This window comes from Pontibacter sp. MBLB2868, from assembly GCF_051904785.1.
GTDB lineage: Bacteria > Bacteroidota > Bacteroidia > Cytophagales > Hymenobacteraceae > Pontibacter.
On sequence record NZ_CP196710.1, the window covers coordinates 2914983 to 2939356 of the forward strand.

The 24374-nt window shown below is 48.9% G+C and carries 12 protein-coding genes; 10 read left to right on the plus strand and 2 right to left on the minus strand.

The window, feature by feature from the left end; genetic code table 11:
* Positions 1-477 precede the first annotated feature (477 nt).
* The 9 genes from ACSX1A_RS12415 (at position 478) to ACSX1A_RS12455 (ending at position 20629) form a co-directional block, all read left to right on the plus strand.
* Positions 478-9075, plus strand: coding sequence for a gliding motility-associated C-terminal domain-containing protein (locus ACSX1A_RS12415; protein ID WP_439879962.1), 8598 nt, complete (start codon positions 478-480; stop codon positions 9073-9075).
* Positions 9076-9090: 15 nt separating this feature from the next.
* Positions 9091-10089, plus strand: a complete 999-nt coding sequence (locus tag ACSX1A_RS12420) for a PorP/SprF family type IX secretion system membrane protein (RefSeq protein ID WP_439879963.1) — start codon at positions 9091-9093, stop codon at positions 10087-10089.
* A gap of 293 nt (positions 10090-10382) precedes the next feature.
* Positions 10383-10922: a hypothetical protein gene (locus tag ACSX1A_RS12425; RefSeq protein WP_439879964.1), complete on the plus strand. Its 540-nt coding sequence runs from the start codon at positions 10383-10385 to the stop codon at positions 10920-10922.
* Positions 10923-10950: 28 nt separating this feature from the next.
* A complete protein-coding gene (locus ACSX1A_RS12430; protein ID WP_439879965.1) occupies positions 10951-11364 on the plus strand; it encodes a DUF2721 domain-containing protein in 414 nt (137 codons plus the stop codon).
* A gap of 250 nt (positions 11365-11614) precedes the next feature.
* Complete coding sequence (locus tag ACSX1A_RS12435) at positions 11615-14809, plus strand: gliding motility-associated C-terminal domain-containing protein (protein WP_439879966.1); 3195 nt, start codon at positions 11615-11617, stop codon at positions 14807-14809.
* A 6-nt stretch (positions 14810-14815) separates the two neighbouring features.
* Positions 14816-15817 carry a PorP/SprF family type IX secretion system membrane protein gene (locus ACSX1A_RS12440; RefSeq protein WP_439879967.1) on the plus strand — a complete coding sequence of 334 codons (1002 nt, stop codon included), beginning with the start codon at positions 14816-14818 and terminating at the stop codon, positions 15815-15817.
* Positions 15818-15982: 165 nt separating this feature from the next.
* Positions 15983-18349 (plus strand): gliding motility-associated C-terminal domain-containing protein, encoded by a 2367-nt coding sequence (locus ACSX1A_RS12445; RefSeq protein ID WP_439879968.1) that lies wholly within the window; start codon positions 15983-15985, stop codon positions 18347-18349.
* A 6-nt stretch (positions 18350-18355) separates the two neighbouring features.
* Complete coding sequence (locus tag ACSX1A_RS12450) at positions 18356-19360, plus strand: PorP/SprF family type IX secretion system membrane protein (RefSeq protein WP_439879969.1); 1005 nt, start codon at positions 18356-18358, stop codon at positions 19358-19360.
* A gap of 57 nt (positions 19361-19417) precedes the next feature.
* On the plus strand, positions 19418-20629 hold the full coding sequence (locus tag ACSX1A_RS12455; RefSeq protein ID WP_439879970.1) for an S-adenosylmethionine:tRNA ribosyltransferase-isomerase: 1212 nt from the start codon (positions 19418-19420) through the stop codon (positions 20627-20629).
* A gap of 65 nt (positions 20630-20694) precedes the next feature.
* Here ACSX1A_RS12455 and ACSX1A_RS12460 read toward each other — a convergent pair whose 3' ends face one another.
* Both ACSX1A_RS12460 and ACSX1A_RS12465 read right to left on the minus strand, forming a co-directional pair.
* Positions 20695-22092 (minus strand): M20/M25/M40 family metallo-hydrolase, encoded by a 1398-nt coding sequence (locus ACSX1A_RS12460; RefSeq protein ID WP_439883557.1) that lies wholly within the window; start codon positions 22090-22092, stop codon positions 20695-20697.
* A 157-nt stretch (positions 22093-22249) separates the two neighbouring features.
* Complete coding sequence (locus ACSX1A_RS12465; RefSeq protein ID WP_439883558.1) at positions 22250-23224, minus strand: DUF1028 domain-containing protein; 975 nt, start codon at positions 23222-23224, stop codon at positions 22250-22252.
* Between the two features lie 255 nt (positions 23225-23479).
* Here ACSX1A_RS12465 and ACSX1A_RS12470 point away from each other — a divergent pair, with 255 nt between their 5' ends.
* A complete protein-coding gene (locus ACSX1A_RS12470; RefSeq protein ID WP_439879971.1) occupies positions 23480-24286 on the plus strand; it encodes an NYN domain-containing protein in 807 nt (268 codons plus the stop codon).
* Positions 24287-24374: the final 88 nt, after the last annotated feature.

The following is a 24374-nucleotide window of genomic DNA, read 5'->3' on the forward strand; positions in this document are numbered from 1 at the left end:
TCAAAACAATAAGGCCTAAGCTGAAACAGCTTAGGCCTTATTGTTTTAATTCTATACATCATTATCCCAACATTTTCCCACCTCGTTAAAATTATCTTTTCCAGACACTCGCCGCACTTTCACCATTATATCTGCATTGCCTATGAAGCATTATTTAGTACAATGTTTTATCCATATATATTAAGTTACTTTTATAGATAAATATTCCTTTCAAAACCCACCGAATAAGCTAAAATTCAATGTCGTAAAGAATTTAAACATAGCAATTCTTTAATATTCAAAGTTTATCACCTGTTACGACAATAACATTTAAGGTTATACATAACTAAAAACTGAATTTTATTACCATCAAGTTACAACATCAAACCCAGTACTATATAAATACAATTTAGCTTAACCATACTTTAGATTACAAGAGCATCATTTTCTACCAATGGCATCTTAAGGATGTCCGGATAATTGAAAACAACACCCTTTATGAAGATACTTTTACCCCTTTTCGTCTTTTTTGCATTTATTGTTGGGTTTCAGATACCCCAGGCAAAAGCACAATGCAATGCACCAAAGGTTTCTTTTCCTACAGGCAAAGAAAACGTGAAATACTGCGGAGCAACAACAGTTGCTTTTAGCACAACAAGCGTCGACCATAAGCCCACTTATACCTTAAACGGAGGAGGAAATATTAAATCCTACACATGGGAAGTGAATGGGGTAGTTACCGCTATGGAGCCAAACCCCACAATAAACTTTCCTACAGCAGGTGATTATACTGTATCCGTAACTGCCACCAGCACCTGCGGCGAAACTTCAGTTCCTGCTATTCAGGTTATTACGATTGAGGCACTGCCAGACCCTCCTCTGGTGGAGGATGTATACGCTTGTTCTGGCAGCAGGGCAACATTGTGGGTTCAGGATAGCCGCCCTGAACTGATCTACAAGTGGTACAGTGTTCCGTCTGGCGGAACTCCGCTCGTATGGGGTACTTCATACACTACTGCCCCTTTAAATCAGGATATAACGCTTTATGTTGAAGCCGTTACGCAATCAGGATGTGTAAGTGCTACCCGTACAGAAGCAAAAGCAATTTCATCTTCAATTGTTGGTGGTGCACAAAATATAGGTAACGACCAGGAAATCTGTAGTGGCGTGATACCTGCTATGCTGACAGGTGCAGCCCCTTCTGCAGGTTCTATTACTTACCAATGGTACAATAGTACAGGCAGCGCAAATACAGGTTTCACTCCTATTGCTACAGGCAGAAGCAAAGACTACCAAAGCCCTGCATTATATGCTACCACCTGGTTTAAAAGAGTAGCTTACCGTGATGGATGCTCAGTGGAATCGAATGTAGTAAAAATCACTGTTGTTTCTCCTCCTGCCACTCCTGCTGCTGTTGATGCGTCGATCTGTTATGGAGAACAAGCAACTTTAACAGTTAGCAACCCTGATCCGAGTGTTGTTTACCGCTGGTATGCAACGGCAACCAGCACGGCAAGCGTCGGTTCAGGCATCAGTTACAGAACGCCGGCTCTTACAGCTGATAGATCATATTTTGTTGAAGCATCTACAACTTCAGCAACAAACTGCTTTAACCCTGTACGCGTTGAAGTAAAGGTTTTTGTTACTACTCCTATTACGAATAACTCCATTTCAGCAAACCAGGCGATTTGTAGTGGCGGAACACCTTCCAAACTTGTAGGCTCAATACCTAGCGGAGGTGGTAACGGACTTTTAGGAGGTGGTTATGTTTACCAATGGCAGCTTAGCACTGACGGCACCTTCTTTACTGATATTGCCGGAGCAAACGCTTTGGATCATACTCCCCCTGCCCTGAGCACCACCACCTGGTACCGAAGAAAAGTAAAAACATCAGGGCCCTGCCCGGAAATAATAAGCAATGCAGTAAAGATAACCGTAACTCCCTTACCGGTATCTATCGACATTATAGACCCGACAGTTTGCACCGGGTCGCCTGCCACTATCACAATCACGAATCCGGAACCCGGTTTTACTTATCGTTGGTACGATGTTCCGGCAGGCAGCCCTTTGCTGGCAACCGGCACTTCTTATACTACTGTACCTCTTACATCCGACAAAACATACTATGTAGAGGCCACCACAACAGACGGATGCATAACTACCCGCCGTCCTGTGAATGTAACCGTTACAGCCCTTCCTGCAAAACCAAGCGCTGAAACGGTAACAGTTTGCTCAGGAAGCAGTGCCATTTTAAAAGTTACCACCCCTGATGACAGGTTATTCTACAGATGGTATGATCAGTCGATGACCTTACTTGCAAGCGGCAGCAGTTATACGACACCTCCACTTGCTACCAACGCCACCTATTATGTAGAGGCAGTTACCAAAGCTGCACCAGGTTGCGGAAGCGGATTAACTACTCTCGAAGTTACAATTGCACCTCCAATCACAAACAACATTATCTCAGGAGATCAGGAGATCTGCAGTGGAGGTTTGATCAACAAGATAACAGGAACGATCCCTGCCGGAAACGGAGGTGGCTTTACCTACCAGTGGGAAAAAAGCGAAGATGGAATTTCTTTTGCAGCTATCGCTAACGCAACTGCAAAAGACTATGCACCTGGCACATTAACGGTTACCACCTGGTTCCGCAGACGTGTAAAAGGATCAGGCCCTTGTCCGGAGCAACAGAGTAATGTGGTAAAGATCACTGTCAATCCACTTCCTTCCACTCCGTCTGTTAACAATGCTTCGATATGCGCCAACACAAGTGCCGTTCTTAAAGTAAATTCGCCGGAGGCAAATGTTACTTATAAGTGGTTTACTGTTGCTACTGGCGGTAGTTCAATCTCCACAGGCACAACATACACAACCGATGTACTTACCTCAAGCAGAACCTATTATGTAGAAGCAACATCTTCTGCAGGTTGTGTTAACCCGACACGTCAGACTGTAACAGTAACAGTAAGCCCGATTCCTGCCACTCCGCAGGCAGACAATGCAGCAACATGTGCGGGCAATGCGGTTACTTTAACAGTTCTTAACCCTGATGAGAACATAAACTACAAGTGGTACAATGCCGCTACCGGAGGGAATCTTCTCGCAACAGGATCAAGCTATACTACCAGTGCACTATCTAACAGTATCACTTATTACGTAGAGGCCGAAACGGCGACAGGTTGCACCAGCCCTACCAGAGATGCTGTTTATGTAAGTGTTACACCTTTACCAGCCACACCGGAAGCAAGCGGAACAACAATTTGCGCCGGCGATAAAGCAACAGTATTTGTTAACAATCCTGACCCAAGCCTGGTCTACCGCTGGTACGACGGAAGCAACTTGTTAGGCACTGGAGTTTCGTTTACTACTGATATCCTTACTTACAGCACCACTTATTATGTAGAGGCAGTCACCAACGCTTCAGGCTCCGAGATGGCTTGCGCCAGCACTTCCCGCAAAGCAGTGATAATAACAGTTACCCCTACAATTGCCAACAACACCATCAGTGCAAACCAAACGATTTGCGGCGGCGGAACACCTGCTAAGCTAAACGGCACTTTGCCTAATGGTGGCGGCGGAGGTTATACTTACCAATGGGAATACAGCGAAGACGGAGCGAACTTTACCAGGATAACAGGTGCCACAAGCAAGGATTATACACCAGGCGCTCTTACCCTGACAACCTGGTTCAGAAGAAAGGTACAAGGCACAAGCAGCTGCCCGGAACACGTTAGTAATGTAGTTAAAATTACGATCTCTCCGCTTCCGGCTACACCATCTGCTGCCAATGTTATAATTTGCTCTGGTGAAACGGCTACACTGGCTGTTACCTCTCCTGATGCATCCCTTACTTACAAATGGTACACAACCGTCACAGGCGGTACAGCCCTGGCTTCAGGAAGTTCTTATACTACAGGCTCTTTAGTAACAAGCACTACCTACTATGTTGATGCCACCACCACTTCTGGCTGTGTTAGTGCCAGAAGAGCTGTAACTGCCTCTGTAAGGCCACAGCCGGGCGTGCCAACTGTAGCTGATAAAATAGTGTGTGAAGGTGAGAGGGCAACCATGTCAGTATCAATGCCTGACCCAACACTTACTTACAAATGGTTTAGTATAAACGGAACCCTGTTGGCAACCGGGACAACTTATACGACCGATTACCTAACCACAAGCACTACTTACTATGTAGAAGCTTCAACTGTAACCAACCCTGTATGCACCAGCACACGCAAAACAGTAGTTGTAACAGTTAACCCGAAACCACTGGCGCCTGTTGTACCATCCGTTACAATCTGCTCCGGCTCATCGGCAGTATTAGCTGTACAATCAGCTGATGCTGAACTGACTTACAAATGGTACACAGCGCCAAGCGGAGGCTCTCCGGTCGCAACCGGTTCCAGCTACACCACAAACACCCTGACATCGGCCAGTACGTATTATGTGGAGGCTTTTTCAGGATCAGGTTGTGTAAGTCCACGTTCAGAAGCGCTGGTGAATGTGACCTCATCTCCGGAAACTCCTTTTGCTGACAATGTGGCTGTTTGTGCAGGCTCGCCTGCAGAACTTTCCATCAAGGATGTAGATCCAACACTAACTTACAGATGGTATAACACAGCAACCGGCGGCGCCCTGCTTGCAACCGGAACAACGTACATTATCAATACCCCAACTACCACTACTTACTACGTAGAGGCTGTTACGGCTCAAGGTTGTGCCAGTGCCTCGCGGGATGCGGCAACTGTAACGGTTACTCCTATTCCTGCTACCCCTGATGCAGATAATGCGAGTATCTGTTCCGGAAACACCACTACGCTTCGTGTTAAGAACCCGGCCACTAACCTGATCTACCGCTGGTACAATACCAGTGGCACGCTCCTGGGAACCGGCATTTCTTATACTACAGCGACACTTACAGCAAACACAACCTATTATATAGAGGCCGCTACAGGCACTACGCCATCCTGCGTGAGTAACCGCAAAGCTGTAACGGTTGGTGTAACACCGCTGCCGGCAACACCGGTTGCCGATAATGTAACGGTTTGCGCCGGGACACCAGCCACGCTGTCTGTGAAAGTGATAGAGCCGGACCTGAGCTACAGTTGGTACACTGTTGCTACTGGAGGCACCCCGGTTGCTACCGGAACCTCTTTTACAACAGGCTCACTTACCACCAACAGAACATACTACCTGGAGGCTACGTCAACAAACGGCTGTGCCAGCGCATCACGCAAAGCAGTTAGTGTAAGTGTTACGCCACAGCCAGAGCAGCCAGCTGCACCAGACCACACCATCTGTTATGGTGAGCGTGCTACCCTCACGGTTTCTTCTCCGGATGCAGCTTATGTTTATAACTGGTATGATAAAAACGGAGCGCCACTGGCAACAGGAATTACTTATACCACAGAAGCACAGTACGCCAGCAACACTTACTATGTAGAAGCAGCCACTAAAACATCGCCAAGCTGCATAAGCCCACGCGAAGCTGTCAATGTAAATGTTACGCCACTGCCTGTTGTTCCGCTTGTGGAAGATGCCATGGTATGTTCAGGCGCTACAGCTACGCTACTGGTTAAGAATGCCGCGCCTTCAGCGGTTTACAAGTGGTACGACGACAACGGCATACTGCTCGCAACCAACACCACTTACACCACTGCCCCGCTAACCAACGACGCTATCTACTATGTGGAAGCTGCAACCAACACAGGCTGTGCAAATCCGGTAAGGGCGACTGTTACGGTGTATGTAACGCAACCTATTACGAATAACTCTATCACTGCAGATCAAAGCATCTGTGTAGGGGATTCTCCTGCGAAACTAACGGGTACGCAGCCTGTAAATAACAGCACCGATATCTCATTCCAGTGGGAGCGCAGTGAGGATGGCATCAACTTTACAACTATTTCTAACGCAACGGGCAGAGACTATACCCCGGGAGTGTTAAACGTTACTACCTGGTTCAGGAGAAAAGCGGTGGTAGTAAACAGTATTTGCCCGCCACACACCAGTAATAGCGTTAAGATCACTACAGTTCCGATACCGGCCACGCCTACAGCAGATAACACCACCATCTGCGCAGGTGCAACAGCAACGGTAAGCGTATCAGTTTCTGAAACAGGTTATACGTACCGCTGGTACGATGTGGAAACTGGCGGCAACATTCTAGCCGCCGGCGAAACGTTCACGGTAGAAGGCCTCACAGCGGAGAAAACATACTATGTAGAAGCTGTTAATCCGAATAACTGCGTGAGCCTGCGCAGGGCAGTAACAATTTTTGTGACACCGCTTCCGGCCATGCCACAGGCTGATGACCGGGTGATATGCTCCGGCGAAGGCACAACGCTTACTGTTACTAACCTGGATGTAAAACTTAACTACAGGTGGTTCGATTCTAAGGGTAGCCTGGTAGCCAGCGGTTCATCTTTCACTACTCCGGCATTAAGCAGCAACACCTTATACTTTGTAGAAGCTTATACTAATACCAGCCTTGCCTGCACAAGCCAGCGAAAAGCTGTAAACGTAAGTGTGCTACAGTTACCTGTTGCCCCTGAAGCCGATGACAAAGAGATATGTGCCGGTAGTGCTACTACGCTATCAGTTAAGCAGCCTGACCCGGCCATGACCTACAGATGGTACACTGCAGCCACGGGTGGCGTTGCCTTAGCAGCCAGTCCTGCTTATGAAACCGGTGCGCTTACATCTGATAAAACATACTATGTAGAGGCTGTCACTTCAGCCGGTTGTGTAAGCCTAAGAAAGTCTGTAAAGGTAACGGTTGATGCGCTTCCGGATGAGCCATTGGCTGACAACCAGGCAATTTGCTCGGGGCAAACGGTAGTGCTTTCAGTAAAACAGCCAGATGCCACACTTACTTACAGATGGTTTGACACCTCCGGAAAGCTTTTGGCAACGGGTAACACCTATTCCATCAGCGGTATAAAAACAAGCACTTCTTATTATGTAGAGTCGATGACATCAGCAGGCTGTACCAGCCCAACACGTAAAGCTGTTGTGGTCAGTGTAGCATCTTTGCCTGCCACTCCTGCTGTAGCGGATGGCGCCATCTGCTCAGGAGACAAAGCAACATTGTTTGTTAAGAATCCTGATCCTGCACTGGAATACAGGTGGTACAACGATGCTGCCGGCACTAATCCTATTGGTTCAGGAACATCCTTTACATCACCAACACCGCTTTACTCCAGCAGATCATACTTTGTGGAAGCTGTAAACACAGCCGGCTGCGCGAGCCCTGCCAGAGAGCAAGCGGATGTTCTGGTAACAGGACGACCTTCTCAGCCAGCAGTGAACGATGTTACTGTATGTTCTGGTAGCAGCGCCACATTGGCCGTTATTGCACCGGATGCATTTGTGGTTTATAAATGGTACCATGCCAATGGCACGCTGTTACATACAGGTACTACTTATACTACAGTGCCGCTTTCCTCTCAGGTCACCTATACTGTTATAGCGTATGCAGCCAGTGCATCAGGTTGTGCCAGCACAAGCGAGAGTGTTACGGTAAGTATCATGACACCTATTACCAATAACAGCATCAGCGATAACCAGACTATCTGTAGCAACGGCACGCCAAGAACCCTGAATGGCTCACTGCCGGCAGGTGGCGGAACAACCGCACTGGAGTACCAGTGGGAACGTAGCTCTGATGGCTTAAACTTCGCCAGCATCGTTGGTGCCCACGGTCAGGATTATACTCCGAATGCCTTAACCTCAGATACCTGGTTCAGGAGAATAGTGAAAGCTGCCGGCCCTTGTGCTGAAAGTGTAAGTAATGCCGTGAAGATCACTGTTGTACCACTTCCTGTTACACCGGTAGCGGAGAGTGAAACGGTTTGTGCGGGTAGCTCAGCGACTTTAAGGGTTCAGAACCCATCTTCCACTGCAGATAACGTTACCTACCACTGGTATAACGTTGTGGCAGGCGGTAATTCGTTGGCCAGTGGCATTTCCTTTACAACGCCAGTTCTCTCAGCAAGCACTACTTACTATGTAGAAGCCGTGAACGGAAATGGATGCAGCAGCAGTACACGCAGAGCAGTACAGGTACTGGTTGATCAGCCGATCAGCAGCAACACCATCAGTTCTTCTCAGAAGGTTTGTAGTGGAGCTACGCCAGCAGCCTTCACGGGATCAATACCTGCAGGTGGCAGTGGAGCTTATACGTACCAGTGGCAGCAGAGCACCGATGGCGCAAACTTTACCGACATACCAGGCGCTACGGGTCAGGGCTATACTTCTGCAGACCAATTTAGAGTAACGACCTGGTTCAGAAGAAGAGTGAAAGCTGATGGGCCTTGCGCTGAAAGTATGAGTAATGCTGTAAAAGTAGAAGTTGTACCGCTCCCTGAAGCACCTACTGTAACATCTGTCGCTACCTGTCCGGGCACCAGCGTAGTACTTACCGCAACGGCCATGGCTGGCCTAACGGTAGAGTGGTATGATGCGCCGCAGGGTGGTAACCTGATCTTTATAGGCAGCACCTTCAAAACTCCGGTTATTAATACCACTACCTCTTATTGGGTGCAAACGGTAAACAGCAATAAATGCATGAGTTCTACTCGCCAGGAAGCCAAAGTAAGTGCAGTAGGGCCGCAGGTAACGATCACCGATGAGATCACTATTGTGGAAGGGAAAACAGTGCAGCTAAACGCAACCGGAGGAGTTACTTATAGCTGGTCGCCGGCAGAAGACCTCTCGGATGCTTATATTGCCAACCCGGTTGCCACTCCAACCAAGACAACTACTTACTATGTAACGATCACCACGAAAGAAGGCTGTACAGTTAAGAAAGGGGTAACGATCATCGTGCTGCCTAAGCTTGAAATCACCAACGTGATCACGCCAAACAATGATGGTTTCAACGACAAGTTCCTGATCAAAAACATCGAGAACTATCCGAACTGCATTGTGGAGATCTACACACGCTGGGGCGAGAAGATATTCGAATCGAAGGGATACAGTGAACCATGGGACGGCAGGAAGAATGGAAGTCCGCTGCCAATGTCAGCTTACTACTACATTATCCGTCTCGACAAGGATTCGGCACCAATATCAGGAAGTGTAACAATTGTAAAATAAACAACACCAGAAGAGATGAAGAGATTTTTAGCAGTTGCATTGGTTGTTATCGCCACAGTTGCACAAGCCTATGCACAACAGCGTCCGCAGTACACACAGTATGTTCTGAACAATTACCTTACAAACCCGGCTGTGGGTGGTATCGAAAGCTATACCGACCTGCGCACCAGCTTCCGTAGCCAGTGGATCGGAGTGGAAGGAGCACCGGAAACTTTTTATGCATCCATACAGGGCTCGATTGGTTACCAGGGCAATGGCTCCTCAGGAAGAGCAGCTAAACCAAACAGGTATGGTTTTTCGAGCAGAGGCGGTTATAAAAAGGCATACCCGCATCATGGTGTAGGAGCCATGGTACAGGTTGATAAGGCAGGTTTATTGAGAGCCTCCACCCTGAATGGCAGTTATGCTTACCATTTGCCACTTACCGGTTATTTTACTCTGTCGGGAGGTATTACAGCTGGAGCAACACAGTATAGTGTAGATGTGCAGGAGGCTACGCCAAACGACCCCAACGATCCATACCTGACTGCGATGAAGCTTAATTCAACTAAGCTGGACCTGGGACTTGGCCTATGGCTGTACACTCCTGATTTCTATGTAGGCGTATCGGGGATGCAACTAGTGAAAAGCAAGGATGACCTTCAGGGTGATTCTCCTAACCTTTCGCTGCAGCCACACCTGTATGCTACGGCTGGTTTTCGTTTTCAGCCAGACAGAGACCTTGCCATAATTCCTTCTGTGATGGTAAAAGCAACTGCTTCAGCAGCCCCCGCAGTGGACATTAACCTACGGGCACTGTATAACCAGCAGGTTTGGGGAGGTGTATCGTACCGCCATAACGACGCCTGGGCGGCTATGGCCGGTGTCAACCTCAACTACCTGTTCGACCTCAGCTATGCCTACGAAGTCGCGACTACCAGTATGAACCAGGTAAGTGTTGGCACTCATGAGGTAGTATTGGGCATAAAACTTAATAACCGCCGCAAGGTGATCTGCCCGACGTGGGTTTGGTAGCGTTTAGAAATACTACTGATAATTCAAGTAGACATGAATCATCCCGAATTTGAAGGGAGCATAAAAAGCATCTTTGTTAGCTACAAAGATGCTTTTTATGCTTAACAGCCGATCTTTTCATAAAGTATTTGTTTAAGATAAACATAACCAACCACCAGTTACCGCATCGCTCAAACTGGCGGTATAACTATAAAGTTCGGGATGACTCATGTTTATATCTGTCAACCACACACAAGGATAAAAAGTATAATCCATTACCTTTGTACCATCAATCATCCTGAACCGGAAATACTATGAGCGCCAAAAGCTTTGAGATACTTTTAGAAACTGCCTTCGACACAGAGAATCCTGGTGTTTTTGAAGAAGGAACAGCCAAGGTGTATGAACAGTTTGAAAAGATCTACAGGGATACGCATCTGAAAGGGGGCAAGCTGACTGAAGAACTTAGTTTCAGGTTTGAGCGCCTGCGTTTAGGTGTAGCCATTGCTTTTGTAAAAGCTTTTACCCGCCTGGCTAACAACGAGAAAAGTAAGGAAGCACTCGATACGTTACAAGAGGCCATTAAGGCCAAAAACACACGTGAAATAGACAAGATCGTTCAGAAGAAGATCGCTACGTTTGACCACCTCTACCACGAGATCTTCGTGAACGAGCAGCGTGAGCATATTCTGGAGTTATTTGAACGCACCTTGGATGCTGCTACCAAAGAAGAACTGGATGAGCTTATTTTTGAGGGACTGGACCTGCTGCAGGAAGTGGATTGGGATGCAGCAACGCATGAAGACGATGACGATATAGAGCCATTAGACGAGGACTTCCTGAAGAACATTTAACTTTTTGGCTTTTCAGCAGCAGCAGCGAATGGAAATCACCCTGACCACCCCCGCCTTACTTTTTCCGGCTATCTCCTTGCTTTTGCTGGCCTATACCAATCGTTTCATGGCCTTGGCAAACCTGATACGAAGCCTGAAACAACGGTATGCCACTACGCATAATCAAATGATCTATGGCCAGATAGAAAACCTGCGCGTACGCCTGATGCTGATCCGTAACATGCAGGCTTTTGGTATCAGCAGTATCTTTGGCTGTGTGTTCTGCATGTTCATTCTTTTTGCCGGCTACATAACAGCTGGTAAATACCTTTTTGGCATGAGCCTAATATTGTTAATGATCTCCCTGGCACTGGCTCTCCGCGAGATCCAGATCTCTGTAAATGCCCTCCGTCTTGAGCTGGATGACCTGGAGGGAACTTCTGAAATGGAAGCCAGAAAATAAAAAATTTCCCTTTCCCACCATTTTTTAGCTCCTCATCAAATCTGCTTTTAACTATCTTAAAAAGCATTTTTGTGTTCTTAACATGGCTCGTTTATGGCGATTCTCCTATCACATTGTTGTTCTTACAAGTTTGTGTAAAATAAAAAAACCATATATTTATAAATTAAAATTTATGGCCACAGTAGGAGTGTCTGGTTCGGCACATGACAACTATCATTAAGACAGCCTCTTACAACATTAAACCTACTTTATGAACAAACGTCTACTCCTGTTGCTGATAATCCCCCTGTTTTTATCAGCAAAGGCATTCGCAACACACATCGTAGGTGGTGAATTTGAACTAAGGCATACGTCCAATTATAACTACAGGCTTTTCTTCAACTTATATTTCGATAAAGTAAATGGTCTTCCGCTAGCAAAAGATCAGAATGTATACGTCGCTATATTTGAGCAGGGAACAAACAGGCAGATCCGAAGCATCATGCTGCCCCTTCGCTCTGAGACTCCAATGAGTTACACGAACGTGGGCTGCTCCACAAGCGACCTGAAAACGGATAAAATACAGTACTACGAAGACCTTTATCTTGACCCGGCTATCTATAATAACCCCACTGGCTATTATGTAGTTTGGGAGCGGTGCTGCCGTAATAACACTATTACCAACATCCAATCTCCGGATGCATCCGGCACAACATTTTACATGGAATTTCCGCCAGTCATAAAGAATGGTGTGTTTTTTCAGAATTCCTCTCCAAGGCTTTCCCCTCCTCCAAACGATTATGCCTGTGTAGACGAACTCTTTTATTATAACTTTGGGAGCACTGATCCTGATGGAGATGTACTAGTGTATGATATTGTAACCCCTTTAAATGGTTATAGCTCACCCGGTAATGTGATACCACCTCCTTCAAGTGCTCCTTACCCTGAGATACAGTGGCTCCCCGGATATTCAAAAGACAACCAGATACAAGGTACCCCACCCGTTAACATCGATGCAACAACAGGGCGGCTAACTGTGAAGCCTGGTTTTGTAGGTTTATACGTTTTTGGGGTGAGATGCCAGGAATTCAGGAACGGAGAAAAAATAGGTGAGGTCAGGCGCGACTTTCAGTTACTGGTAAAAGCCTGCAGCCGAAACGAGACACCTGAGATCTCAACGCTTACACCCGGCACAAATACCACTTACGTCGAAGGGCAAGTGATTCGTATCAGCGCCACAGACCCTCGCTGTTTCAAAGTATACTTTACTGACCCTGATCAGGATGAGCCACTATCACTTTCGGCAGTGCCTGTAAACTTCAGCAATAGCTTTTTCAACTTAAGCGGTACAACCAATGGCATTGTAAATACTGTGGGCGGTGAAAAAGTGTTGGAGGCAACTTTGTGCCTGGAGAAATGCTTTGACACAAATGGTGAAACGTTTCTCCTGGACCTGATAGCTAGTGATAATGGCGATAACGGATGTGGATTGCCAAAACAGGCTATCATACGGCTAAGTCTGGTGGTTGAACCGCAGGAAGATCAACCTCCGGTTATTTCATTTTCTACACCTAAAAGGATCATTGAAGTAGAAGCTGGTGACGTCGTGAGTTTTGATGTACTCGGAATGGACCCGGATGATGAAGAAGTAACCATTTCTGCCGTTGGAAAAGGCTTTGATCTCAGCACCCAGAACATTTCTTTTGAGACCAAGACTGGTATGGGAAACGTTTCCTCACCTTTTAGCTGGCAAATAGACTGCGAAGCAATAAACCAGCCTACTTACCAGATAGAATTCACCGCATCCTCCTCCTGTGGTGATGATATCTTTCAAAAAGAGATCGTTGAGTTTAGGACAATTCGATACGATATTGTAAACAACACTGTCACAGGGGAACAAACCATTTGCTCAGGGCAGGTACCGTCAGCACTCTCCGGAACTTTACCAACAGGTGGCAAAGCAACATTGCCCTATCAGTATACCTGGGAAATGAGCAGCACGAACCAAAACAGTGGCTTTACCACTGCTCCCGGTAGTAGCGACCAACAGAACTATAGCCCTCCTGCTCTTTTTAAAACAACTTGGTTCCGAAGGAGGGTGACCTCTGGTTTGTGTAGTGCGCATGTCAGTGAGCCAATAAAAGTAGTCGTAAATGAAGCTATTGCGAACAATACTGTTTCAGGTAACCAAACAATCTGCATTAACTCTACTCCTGCGCTACTCGCGGGCTCAAACCCCACAGGTGGCAACAGCACATACGCATACCTTTGGGAGTATAGCCAGCAAAGTGAGAACAGTGGCTTTAAACCAGCAAATGGCATAAATAATACTCAAAACTATCAGCCCGAAGCATTATCTCAAACTACCTGGTACAGGCGTGTGGCAATGTCTTCTACCTGCGATGCGCTTACTAGCCAGGCTGTTAAAATCACAATAGTACCTGCTGTTACCCAAAACAACATTTCAGGTGCACAGTTAGTATGTTTTGGAAATGCTCCTACTGAACTGACAGGTATAGTACCTGGTGGAGGAACAGGATCTTTTTCGTATCGCTGGGAGTATAGCACCGAAAGCGCGGCAACCGGATTTATACCAGCCCCGGGCACCAACACAAATGCAGTTTATATACCCGGGCCTTTAAAACAAAGTACCTGGTTCAGGCGCGTAGTTACCTCAACCCCCTGCGAAAGCATCAGTAATGCCGTATTTATAACAGTTGATCCTTTACCTCAATCACCCTTAACCGAAGGGGCTGTTATATGCCCTGACGAAATGGCTATCTTAAAAGCAACGCCAAAAGTTAGCGGCCATGTGTTACAATGGTACGATCAGGCTACTGGCGGAAATCTTGTATACACAGGCAAAGTCTTCACTACCCCGGCACTTCAGGTTACAACAGATTATTTTGTGCAAACAGTAAACAGTAACGGCTGTGTGAGCACATTGCGCACAAAGGTAACAGCCACGGTAATGCCTCCAACTGCAGATGCAGGCCAGGACAAAACTATTATCGAAGGCTCATATGCAGCCTTAAGGGCCAAAGGAGGAGTTAGCTACACGTGGTCTCCGGCCGGTAGTGTTTCAAATCCTAACATTCCTAATCCTATTGCCAGGCCACAGCAAACCACCACTTACACAGTATCAGTTGTGTCTGAGCTTGGCTGCATTTATACTGATGAGGTGACGGTGACGGTGCTGCCGCGCATCGCCCCCACCAACGCCCTCACCGTCAACGGCGACGGGGCCAACGACACCTGGGCCATCCGCAACATCGAGTACTACCCCAACTGCCGCGTGCAGGTCTTCACCAAGTGGGGCGCCCGCATCTTCGACTCCAGGGGCTACACCCAGCCCTGGGACGGCACCCACAACGGCAGCCCCCTGCCCATGGCCGCCTACTACTTCCTCATCGACCTGGGCATGGGCACCGAGCCTGTGGCCGGTAGCGTCACCCTTATCAAGTAATCGCCCATGAAGCACGCCCTCCTTCTTCTGCTCCTGCTGCTCTGCTGCCTGGCTGCCCCGGCCCAGCAGCTGCCCCAGCACACCCAGTACGCCCAGAACAACTTCCTGCTCAACCCGGCGGTGGCCGGCATCGAGAGCTATGCCGACCTGCGCGCCGGCTACCGCACCCAGTGGGTGGGCCTGGAGGGAGCCCCCACCAGCTTCTACACCAGCCTGCACACGGCCCTGGGCAAGAACGACCGCAATGCCCCCCGCCTGAGCATGCGCAACAACGGCCCCCGCCCCGCCACCGGGGCCAACAAAAACAACCGCTTCTATGTCAGGCCCCACCATGGCATCGGCGCAGTGGCCCAGGCCCACAAGGCCGGCCTGCTCAAGACCCTCTCCCTTAACCTGAGCTACGCCTACCACCTGCCCCTCTCGCCCACCCTCAACCTCTCGGGAGGACTGGCTGCCGGCCTCACCCAGTACCGCCTCAACCGCCAGGCCCTGGACCTGGTCACCCCGGCAGACCCGGCTACCTCCGAGCTGGTGGACCACAACAAGGCCGACCTGGGCCTGGGCCTCTGGCTCTACGGCCCCCGCTTCTACGCCGGCCTCTCGGCCATGCAGCTGCTGCCCAGCCCCGCCCCCACGGCAGCGCCGGCACCGGCCGCCGCCCTCCAGCGCCACTACTACGCCACCGCCGGCCTGCGCCTGGCCCCCTCCCCCCGCCTCTCCCTTACCCCCTCGCTCATGGTCAAGCTGCCGCAGGGAGGAACGCCCATGGTCGATGCCACCGCACGCTTTACCTACGACCAGCGCTTCTGGCTGGCCGCCTCCTACCGCCACCACGATGCCCTGGCAGCCGCCGTCGGCCTCTACCTGAACCCCATGCTCGATGTAAGCTACTCCTACGACATAACCACCTCTGAGCTTAACCGCGTCAGCGCCAATTCCCACGAGGTCGTACTCGGGCTTAAACTCAACAACAAACAGAAAGTCCTTTGCCCTAATTGGGTATGGTGAAATTTAGCTTGATAGCTATGTCATACCCTTTCGATGTTTCAGTCCAGAAACGGACTGAAAACCTGATTAAAAGTGCTTATATACCAATAAATTAATACTCAAAACTAGATTCCTTACAATACGTTTTAACTTAATACCCAAGTTTTTCAACTTAGCTTTTAAGGAATGAAGCTACGTTTACTTTTCTGTGTGTTACTGTTATGTTTGTGCTTCAAAGCCCTTGCCACCCACATTGTAGGTGGTGAGCTAAGTTTGCAGCAACGGGCAGGCTATAACTATAGAATAATATTAAATCTGTACTTCGACGATATTCATGGAGACCCCAACCGAAAGGACGCGGTTGCCAGAATCGGGATATTTGAAAAAGGCACGAACCGTTCTATTAAGGCCTTATCTCTTCCGCTTAGGGGTGAAGAAGCCATCAATTACACCAATGTTGGCTGCACAACCAGCGACCTGAAAACACTTAAGCTTATTTATTACGAAGATATTTACCTTGATCCGGCTATCTATAATAGCCCGAACGGTTATTATATCGCCTCAGAGATTTGCTGCCGTAACCCGCCCATCAGTAATATTGTAACTCCCGGAGATGCAGGAACAACATTCTATATAGAGTTTCCGGCAGTTATTCGGAATGGGGTACAGTTTAATAATTCCTCCCCAACGCTGTCTCCGCCACCCAGCGATTATGCCTGTGTAGGTGAACTGTTCTATTATGATTTTAGCAGTACAGATGCAGACGGAGATGAATTGGTGTATGATCTGGTAACGCCTCTGAACGGACATAGCGTACCAGGTAAAGATGCTGTGCCTCCGGCCTCTCCTGCCCCCTATCCGGAAATACAGTGGCTCCCCGGGTATAATGCCGGAAAGCAGATACAAGGGAATCCGGACTTAGCCATTGACAGAACAACCGGAAGGCTCACTGTAAGACCTGCCAGCCTTGGGCTGTTTGTTTTTGGTGTACGATGCCAGGAGTTCCGGAATGGAGTTAAGATTGGAGAGGTAAGGCGTGACTTTCAGCTCCTTGTCAAGAATTGCCATCGCAACGAATCGCCACAGGTTTCGGCTATACTACCAGGTAGCACACAACCCTACCAGGAAGGGCAAATTGTGCGTATAAGCTCTAAAGATCCCCGCTGTATTAAAGTTCTTTTTACTGATCCGGACCCCGGTGAGCCACTCTCACTAGCCGCAAAACCGGGCAACTTTAACAATAATTTCTTTAGCTTATCAGGTACTGTAAGCGGAGTTGTAAATACAGGCAATCAGGATGAGGCACTGGAAGCAACACTTTGCCTGGAGCCATGTTTTGATACAGAAGGAGGCGTTTACCTGTTGAATCTGATCGTGAGCGATGAGGGCGATAACGGTTGTAGCCTGCCACGCCAGGATACCTTGCAGCTTAGCTTAGTAGTGGAGCCGCTTCCGAACAACCCTCCAAGTATCGCCCTGTCTACTTCAAAAAGAATAATGGAAGTATCGGAGGGTGATGTCATTCGTTTTGATGTGACAGGAACCGATCTTGATGATGAGGAAATAACCGTTTCTGCTACCGGGAAGGGTTTTGACATTAACTCGCAGAACATCACTTTTGAAACAAAAAGCGGCCTTGGCCTTGTAACGGTACCTTTTACCTGGCAGATTGACTGCGAGGCACCAAAGCAACATGCTTACCAGATTGAGTTTGCGGTAACTTCAAACTCCTGTGGCAAACAGACCATAAAAACAGAGACGATCGATGTAATCACCAGAAGGTATGATATTGGCAACAACCAAATATCAGGTAACCAGGTGGTGTGTTATGGTGAATCCCCAACAGCACTTACGGGCAGTGTGCCAACGGGCGGAAGAGGGACATTTAACTATACTTGGGAGATGTCGACAGATCAGAAGAATTTCACAGCTGCCCCTGGTGTTTCTAATCAGCAGACGTATACACCACCCACTCTTGATAAAACTGCCTGGTACAGGAGAAAAGTCGTTTCGGGTAACTGCGATAGCAACACCAGCGAAACCGTAAAGGTTATTGCTGATGTGCTTCTACCAACCGTGGGCGAAGACATGACCATCATTCAAGGAAGTTATGCCACATTAAGTGCCAAAGGAGGGCAGAAGTATGCGTGGTCTCCGGCAACTGGACTCTCAGACCCGACTTCTTCTAACCCGGTTGCAAAACCGCAACAGACCACAACCTACACTGTAACTATAACGTCCCCCTACGGCTGCATTTATACCGATGAGGTGACGGTAACGGTGCTGCCGCGCATCGCCCCCACCAACGCCCTCACCGTCAACGGCGACGGGGCCAACGACACCTGGGCCATCCGCAACATCGAGTACTACCCCAACTGCCGCGTGCAGGTCTTCACCAAGTGGGGCGCCCGCATCTTCGACTCCAGGGGCTACGACCAGCCCTGGGACGGCACCCACAACGGCAGCCCCCTGCCCATGGCCGCCTACTACTTCCTCATCGACCTGGGCATGGGCACCGAGCCTGTGGCCGGTAGCGTCACCCTTATCAAGTAATCGCCCATGAAGTACGCCCTCCTCCTTCTTCTGCTCCTGCTGCTCTGCTGCCTGGCTGCCCCGGCCCAGCAGCTGCCCCAGCACACCCAGTACGCCCAGAACAACTTCCTGCTCAACCCGGCGGTGGCCGGCATCGAAAGCTATGCCGACCTGCGCGCCGGCTACCGCACCCAGTGGGTGGGCCTGGAGGGAGCCCCCACCAGCTTCTACACCAGCCTGCACACGGCCCTGGGCAAGAACGACCGCAATGCCCCCCGCCTGAGCATGCGCAACAACGGCCCCCGCCCTGCCACCGGGGCCAACAAAAACAACCGCTTCTATGTCAGGCCCCACCATGGCATCGGCGCAGTGGCCCAGGCCCACAAGGCCGGCCTGCTCAAGACCCTCTCCCTTAACCTGAGCTACGCCTACCACCTGCCCCTCTCGCCCACCCTCAACCTCTCGGGAGGACTGGCTGCCGGCCTCACCCAGTACCGCCTCAACCGCCAGGCCCTGGACCTGGTCACCCCGGCAGACCCGGCTACCTCCGAGCTGGTGGACCACAACAAGGCCGACCTGGGCCTGGGCCTCTGGCTCTACGGCCCCCGCTTCTACGCCGGCCTCTCGGCCATGCAGCTGCTGCCCAGCCCCGCCCCCACGGCAGCGCCGGCACCGGCCGCCGCCCTCCAGCGCCACTACTACGCCACCGCCGGCCTGCGCCTGGCCCCCTCCCCCCGCCTCTCCCTTACCCCCTCGCTCATGGTCAAGCTGCCGCAGGGAGGAACGCCCATGGTCGATGCCACCGCACGCTTTACCTACGACCAGCGCTTCTGGCTGGCCGCCTCCTACCGCCACCACGATGCCCTGGCAGCCGCCGTCGGCCTCTACCTGAACCCCATGCTCGATGTAAGCTACTCCTACGACATAATCACCTCTGAGCTTAACCGCGTCAGCGCCAATTCCCACGAGGTCGTACTCGGGCTTAAACTCAACAACAAACAGAAAATCCTCTGCCCTAATTGGGTATGGTGAAACCATACTTTTTAAAACAAACAACTACCTTTGCACTTAGAAAAATATTCTTCACCCATGACCGACCCGAAAAAGCTGGCCATAAAGGATTTTGTATATGAGCTGCCCGATGAGCGAATCGCTAAATTCCCTTTACCGGAGCGCGACCAGTCCAAGCTGTTACAGTACCGAAAGGGGGAAATTTCGGATCATACTTTCACTGATCTTCCCGAACTACTTCCTCCGCATTCGCTGCTGTTATTTAATGACACGAAAGTAGTGCAGGCACGCCTGCTCTTGCAAAAAGAGACTGGCGGAACTGTAGAGATCTTCTGCCTGGAACCCGTAGCCCCTCACCGCGAAGTTCAGCTGGCCATGCAACAGACAGGAAGCTGCACCTGGAAATGCTTGGTAGGCAATAACAAACGCTGGAAAAGCGGACCGGTAAAACTGCATTTTGAGGGTGGTGTGCTACAGGCAGAACGCGAGTCACGCCACGAGGGGCACTTTTTTATACGTTTCACGTGGCAACCTTCTGAACTGACCTTTGCCGAAGTACTGGAGCTTTGTGGCAAATTGCCATTGCCCCCCTACCTCAACCGTGATCTGGTACCTGAAGACCACACCCGTTACCAGACCATCTATGCAAACCAGCAAGGAGCAGTAGCTGCCCCTACGGCAGGGCTGCACTTTACAGACCGGGTAATGAATAAGCTGCAGGAGAAAGGAATTGACACAGCTTACCTGACGCTGCATGTGGGGGCAGGAACGTTTAAGCCGGTAAAGGCAGATACCATGGAAGCACACGAGATGCATGCCGAACAGCTGTTCATCTCAAAGCAGCTTCTGCAGCGTCTCTTAAAGCAGATCGGCAATCCTGTTATACCGGTCGGAACCACCAGCATGCGATCTTTGGAAAGTTTGTATTGGTTGGGAGCAAAGGTACTGCAGCAACCTGACCTGCAAGCGCAGGAGCTGCACGTTACGCAGTGGCAGGCATACGAGACAGTAAATTTACCTACTGCTACAGCAGCGACAGAAGCTTTGTTGCAGTACATGGAACGCCAGAATACAGGGTATCTGCATGCCAGTACACAGATCATAATAGCTCCAGGATATACTTTCAGGATCTGCAGTGGACTGGTCACAAACTTTCATCAGCCTGAGAGTACGTTACTGTTGCTTGTATCTGCGTTAATTGGTGAAGACTGGCACAAAGTATATCAACATGCTTTGGAAAACGATTACAGGTTCTTAAGCTACGGCGACAGTTCTCTGTTGCTGCCATAGTTTCGCAGAAACATAAAAAAAGGCCTCCTGGTAATTCAGGAGACCTTTTTTTATGCTGATTAGAGCTATTTCTCTGCTTTAACAGCTCCACTATCCAAGCCATATTCCGAGATCAGATAAATTAATGAAGCCATTGAGGCTGCACCTAACTGCATTTCGCGTCTGTTAACGTTCTCAAACACATCTATTGGAGTATGGTGATAATCAAAATACCGCTGAGAATCAGGATGCAGTCCGATAAGAGCCACAGTGCCCTGTCCTTTTAGCGGACCGATATCTGATCCGCCATGCCCTTCTCCAATTTCATGCAAACCGTATGGGGCTAAGAGCGGCTTCCAGGTGAGTACTTTGTTTAACTGCTCCTTAGATGCCTCTAAACCAAAACCGCGCGGAGTAAATCCTCCCGCATCAGACTCAATAGCTGCAATATGCTTTTCCCCTTTTTCTTTGGCTTCTTCAGCATACTTACGACCGCCACGCAGGCCATTTTCCTCGTTCATAAACATCACCGCACGGATCGTACGCTTCGGCTTTATGTTCAGGTCTTTCATTAAGCGCAACACCTCTATTGACTGAACAATACCAGTTCCATCGTCATGCGCACCTTCAGCCAGGTCCCATGAATCAAGATGGCCGCCTACTACGATGATCTCATCTGGCTTTTCTGTTCCTTTTATCTCACCGATAACGTTATAAGAAAGCACATCAGGCAAGGTTTCGCAGGTCATGCGCATGTAAAACTTAAGATTAGGGTCATTCTTCAGCAATTTACTCAACTGCTCGGCCCCATTTGTGCTGATAGCGGCTGCCGGAATTTTAGTAACTCCTTCTTCGTATCTGGTATTGCCTGTATGAGGTACATCCTGAAAATCGTTGGTCATGGAGCGTACCAGCACACCTACAGCACCTAACTTTGCTGCGGCTACCGGACCACCACCACGCTGGTCTACAGCACCACCGTAGGCAGCCATAGTTTGCACCTGGGTATTATCGAATGGGCGGTTAAAGAAAACGATCTTTCCCTTAACATTCTTTTTGCCAAGTTTCTCCAGCTCCTCAAAGCTTTTTACCTCTACAACTTCAGCGCTCAAACCATTTTCACCGGTGCCCACAGAACTACCTAAGGCGCATATTGGGGCATTGGCTGTACCAATTAACTTAGAGTTAGTGATACGCCCGATCTCTTTATCGCCACGCACCCAATGCGGCACCATTACGGGCTGCAGGTAAACGCGGTCGAGTCCCATTTTATCCATAACCTGCCTGCTCCATTCTACTGCTGCTGCAGCCTGAGGGGATCCGCTTAAACGGGCGCCAATATTTTTGGTAAGATAACGGAGGTTCTCATAGCTTTCGAAGCTGGTGAGAGCATTATCATAAATCTTTTTGATAGTGGCAGAATCAGTCGCATAGTTTTGCTGGGCCATTGCCGGCATAGCAAATACAGCGGCCGCTGCTACCATCATGCTGCATAGGCTTTTCTTAGTTAGCATTGTCGCAAATGAGTAGTAAGGGGTTTAAGATGTTTCTTTTTAGATGCTTCAAGTTAATAAAATTGCGTAGCACATAGACGTTTCAACACAGAAAACATTTTTTAGGTGCCATGCAATACCTTACCTGCTACTTTACCTTCAGCAGTTTCTCCAGATTCTGCTTGCTCACACTTAGTAGCCCTACCTCCGGGAGTCGTATGGTAAGTTCGCGCCAGTTATCATCTTTCCTGTAAACATCACGCAATATTTTAGATGCCTCTTCTATCTGACCGCTGTTGGCCAGCCCAATGGCATGCCAGTACTTCATCTCGAGGTTATTGGGGAACATAGCTTCCGCTTTGCCATACTCCTCCATTGCCTTTTGCATTTCTCCCTTCTCTATCGCCAGGTCACCTTTATTCATATGCTCATAGGCACGATGTATCTTCAGTAGCCTTGCCAACTCATCTAAAGGCTGATCACTGTCGTCAACACGCAGGTCAATTGTTTTGTCGTCCCAGGGTTGGTCCGTTTTGTCTCTTTTCACTACCAGCAAGGCTGCCGATTGCCTGCCACGTATGTCACCGCCAGCCTGCTCCCCTGCCTGCAATGCCAGAAGCACGCGCTCAGCCAATGGCTGCCCTTCACTTCTTTCAAAAGCTTTGGCCATGGCTGGCCATACTTTATCTGTCAGCATCATGTTTGCCTGTACCGAAAAATTCTTGCCTGTTATATCACCGGCGTAACGGATACACTGTTTACCGGTATGTGCCGCTACTCGCCCCTGCGCATCTATGATAGCCACCTGGCGTACCTCACGGCCTTCATCATCAGCTAAAAGTATAGCCAGGGCCTCTTCTGGAGTCTTGCCCTCTTTCAACAAAGCAAGTCCTCGGGGGCCAAACGATTTGTTGGTAAAAGATTGTGTGGCAATTGCACCTACTCCTGCCTCAGCCCAAGGCACTGCCGTTCCCACTGAAAACCAGTGGCTTTGCACTCCTACGGCCATCTCTCCTGTTTTAGGGTCGCGGGCAACGATAGAGTATGTATGAGCCAAGGGCTCTTCTGCTTTAAATACCTGCGCTTTGGCTACTCCCATAGAAGCCAGTAGAGATACTCCCATAGCTAAAAGTGTGAATTTAAGTTTTCCCATATCAGTTTTTATTGCTGCCAGTTTAGTACTGGCAGGGTTTCAAATGTTCTTTTAAAAGTTAAAGACCAGGTAATTTACGTAGCTTTAAACAAATATAAGTTTTTATACGACGCTATACCAAGGAGCTGCAGCTACAACCTCTCCCAAGAATAGCAGTATAACTATGTAATCAAATCTAACTAAAAACGGACTGCCGATGCCGCAGTCGAACAGAACCCTTCAAAAATGAAAAATTTATCACGTGATAGTAAGCCATCGCGCATGGCCATGCTAATAGACGGCGACAACGCACAGCCAAGCCTGATTGTAAAACTGCTGGCAGAGGCAGGTAAGTATGGCCCTCCCACCATACGCCGCATCTATGGCGACTGGACCACTCCCCAGATGAATGGCTGGAAAGAGTGCCTCAATAATCACGCTATACAACCCATACAGCAGTTTCGTTACACAGTAGGGAAAAACGCCACCGATAGCGCCCTGATCATTGATGCCATGGACTTGTTGCACAGTGAACTGGTAGATGGTTTCTGTATTGTTTCTTCGGACAGCGACTACACCCGCCTGGCAACCAGAATTCGTGAAGCAGGCATTTTTGTAATGGGAATAGGACAGCGTAAAACGCCAAAGCCATTCGTAAACGCTTGCAACGTGTTTATTTTTACAGAAAACCTGACCGACGATATTGATGAACGCCAGATAGAAGCGGCTGAAAAAGGCACCGAAAACGGAAGTACAGGCCATAAGCCAAACCCGCTTCCTATTTTAAAAGAGGCTTTTGTGATGTCAGCGGATGAGGATGGCTGGGCTCACCTGGGTGCGATAGGTGCTAACCTAAGGCAACTTGACCCTAGTTTCGATTCACGAACTTTTGGCTATGGGCAGCTCCTTCAGCTAATCAAAGCGTATAAAGATATATTCACTATCCGTAAGGAAGATGAGAAGGGACCATCGGCAGTTTATGTTAAACGAAAAGACAAACGCCGGAGCAGACCCCGAAAGAAAACGCAGGAGCAGGCAGTAAACAAAGTTTAAGCTTCCCTGTTGAAAAGCATCTGAAATTCATTAATGAATGTAACTCGTACTATGAAAAGGATTCTTTTTTCTCTAATTCTTTGCCTTT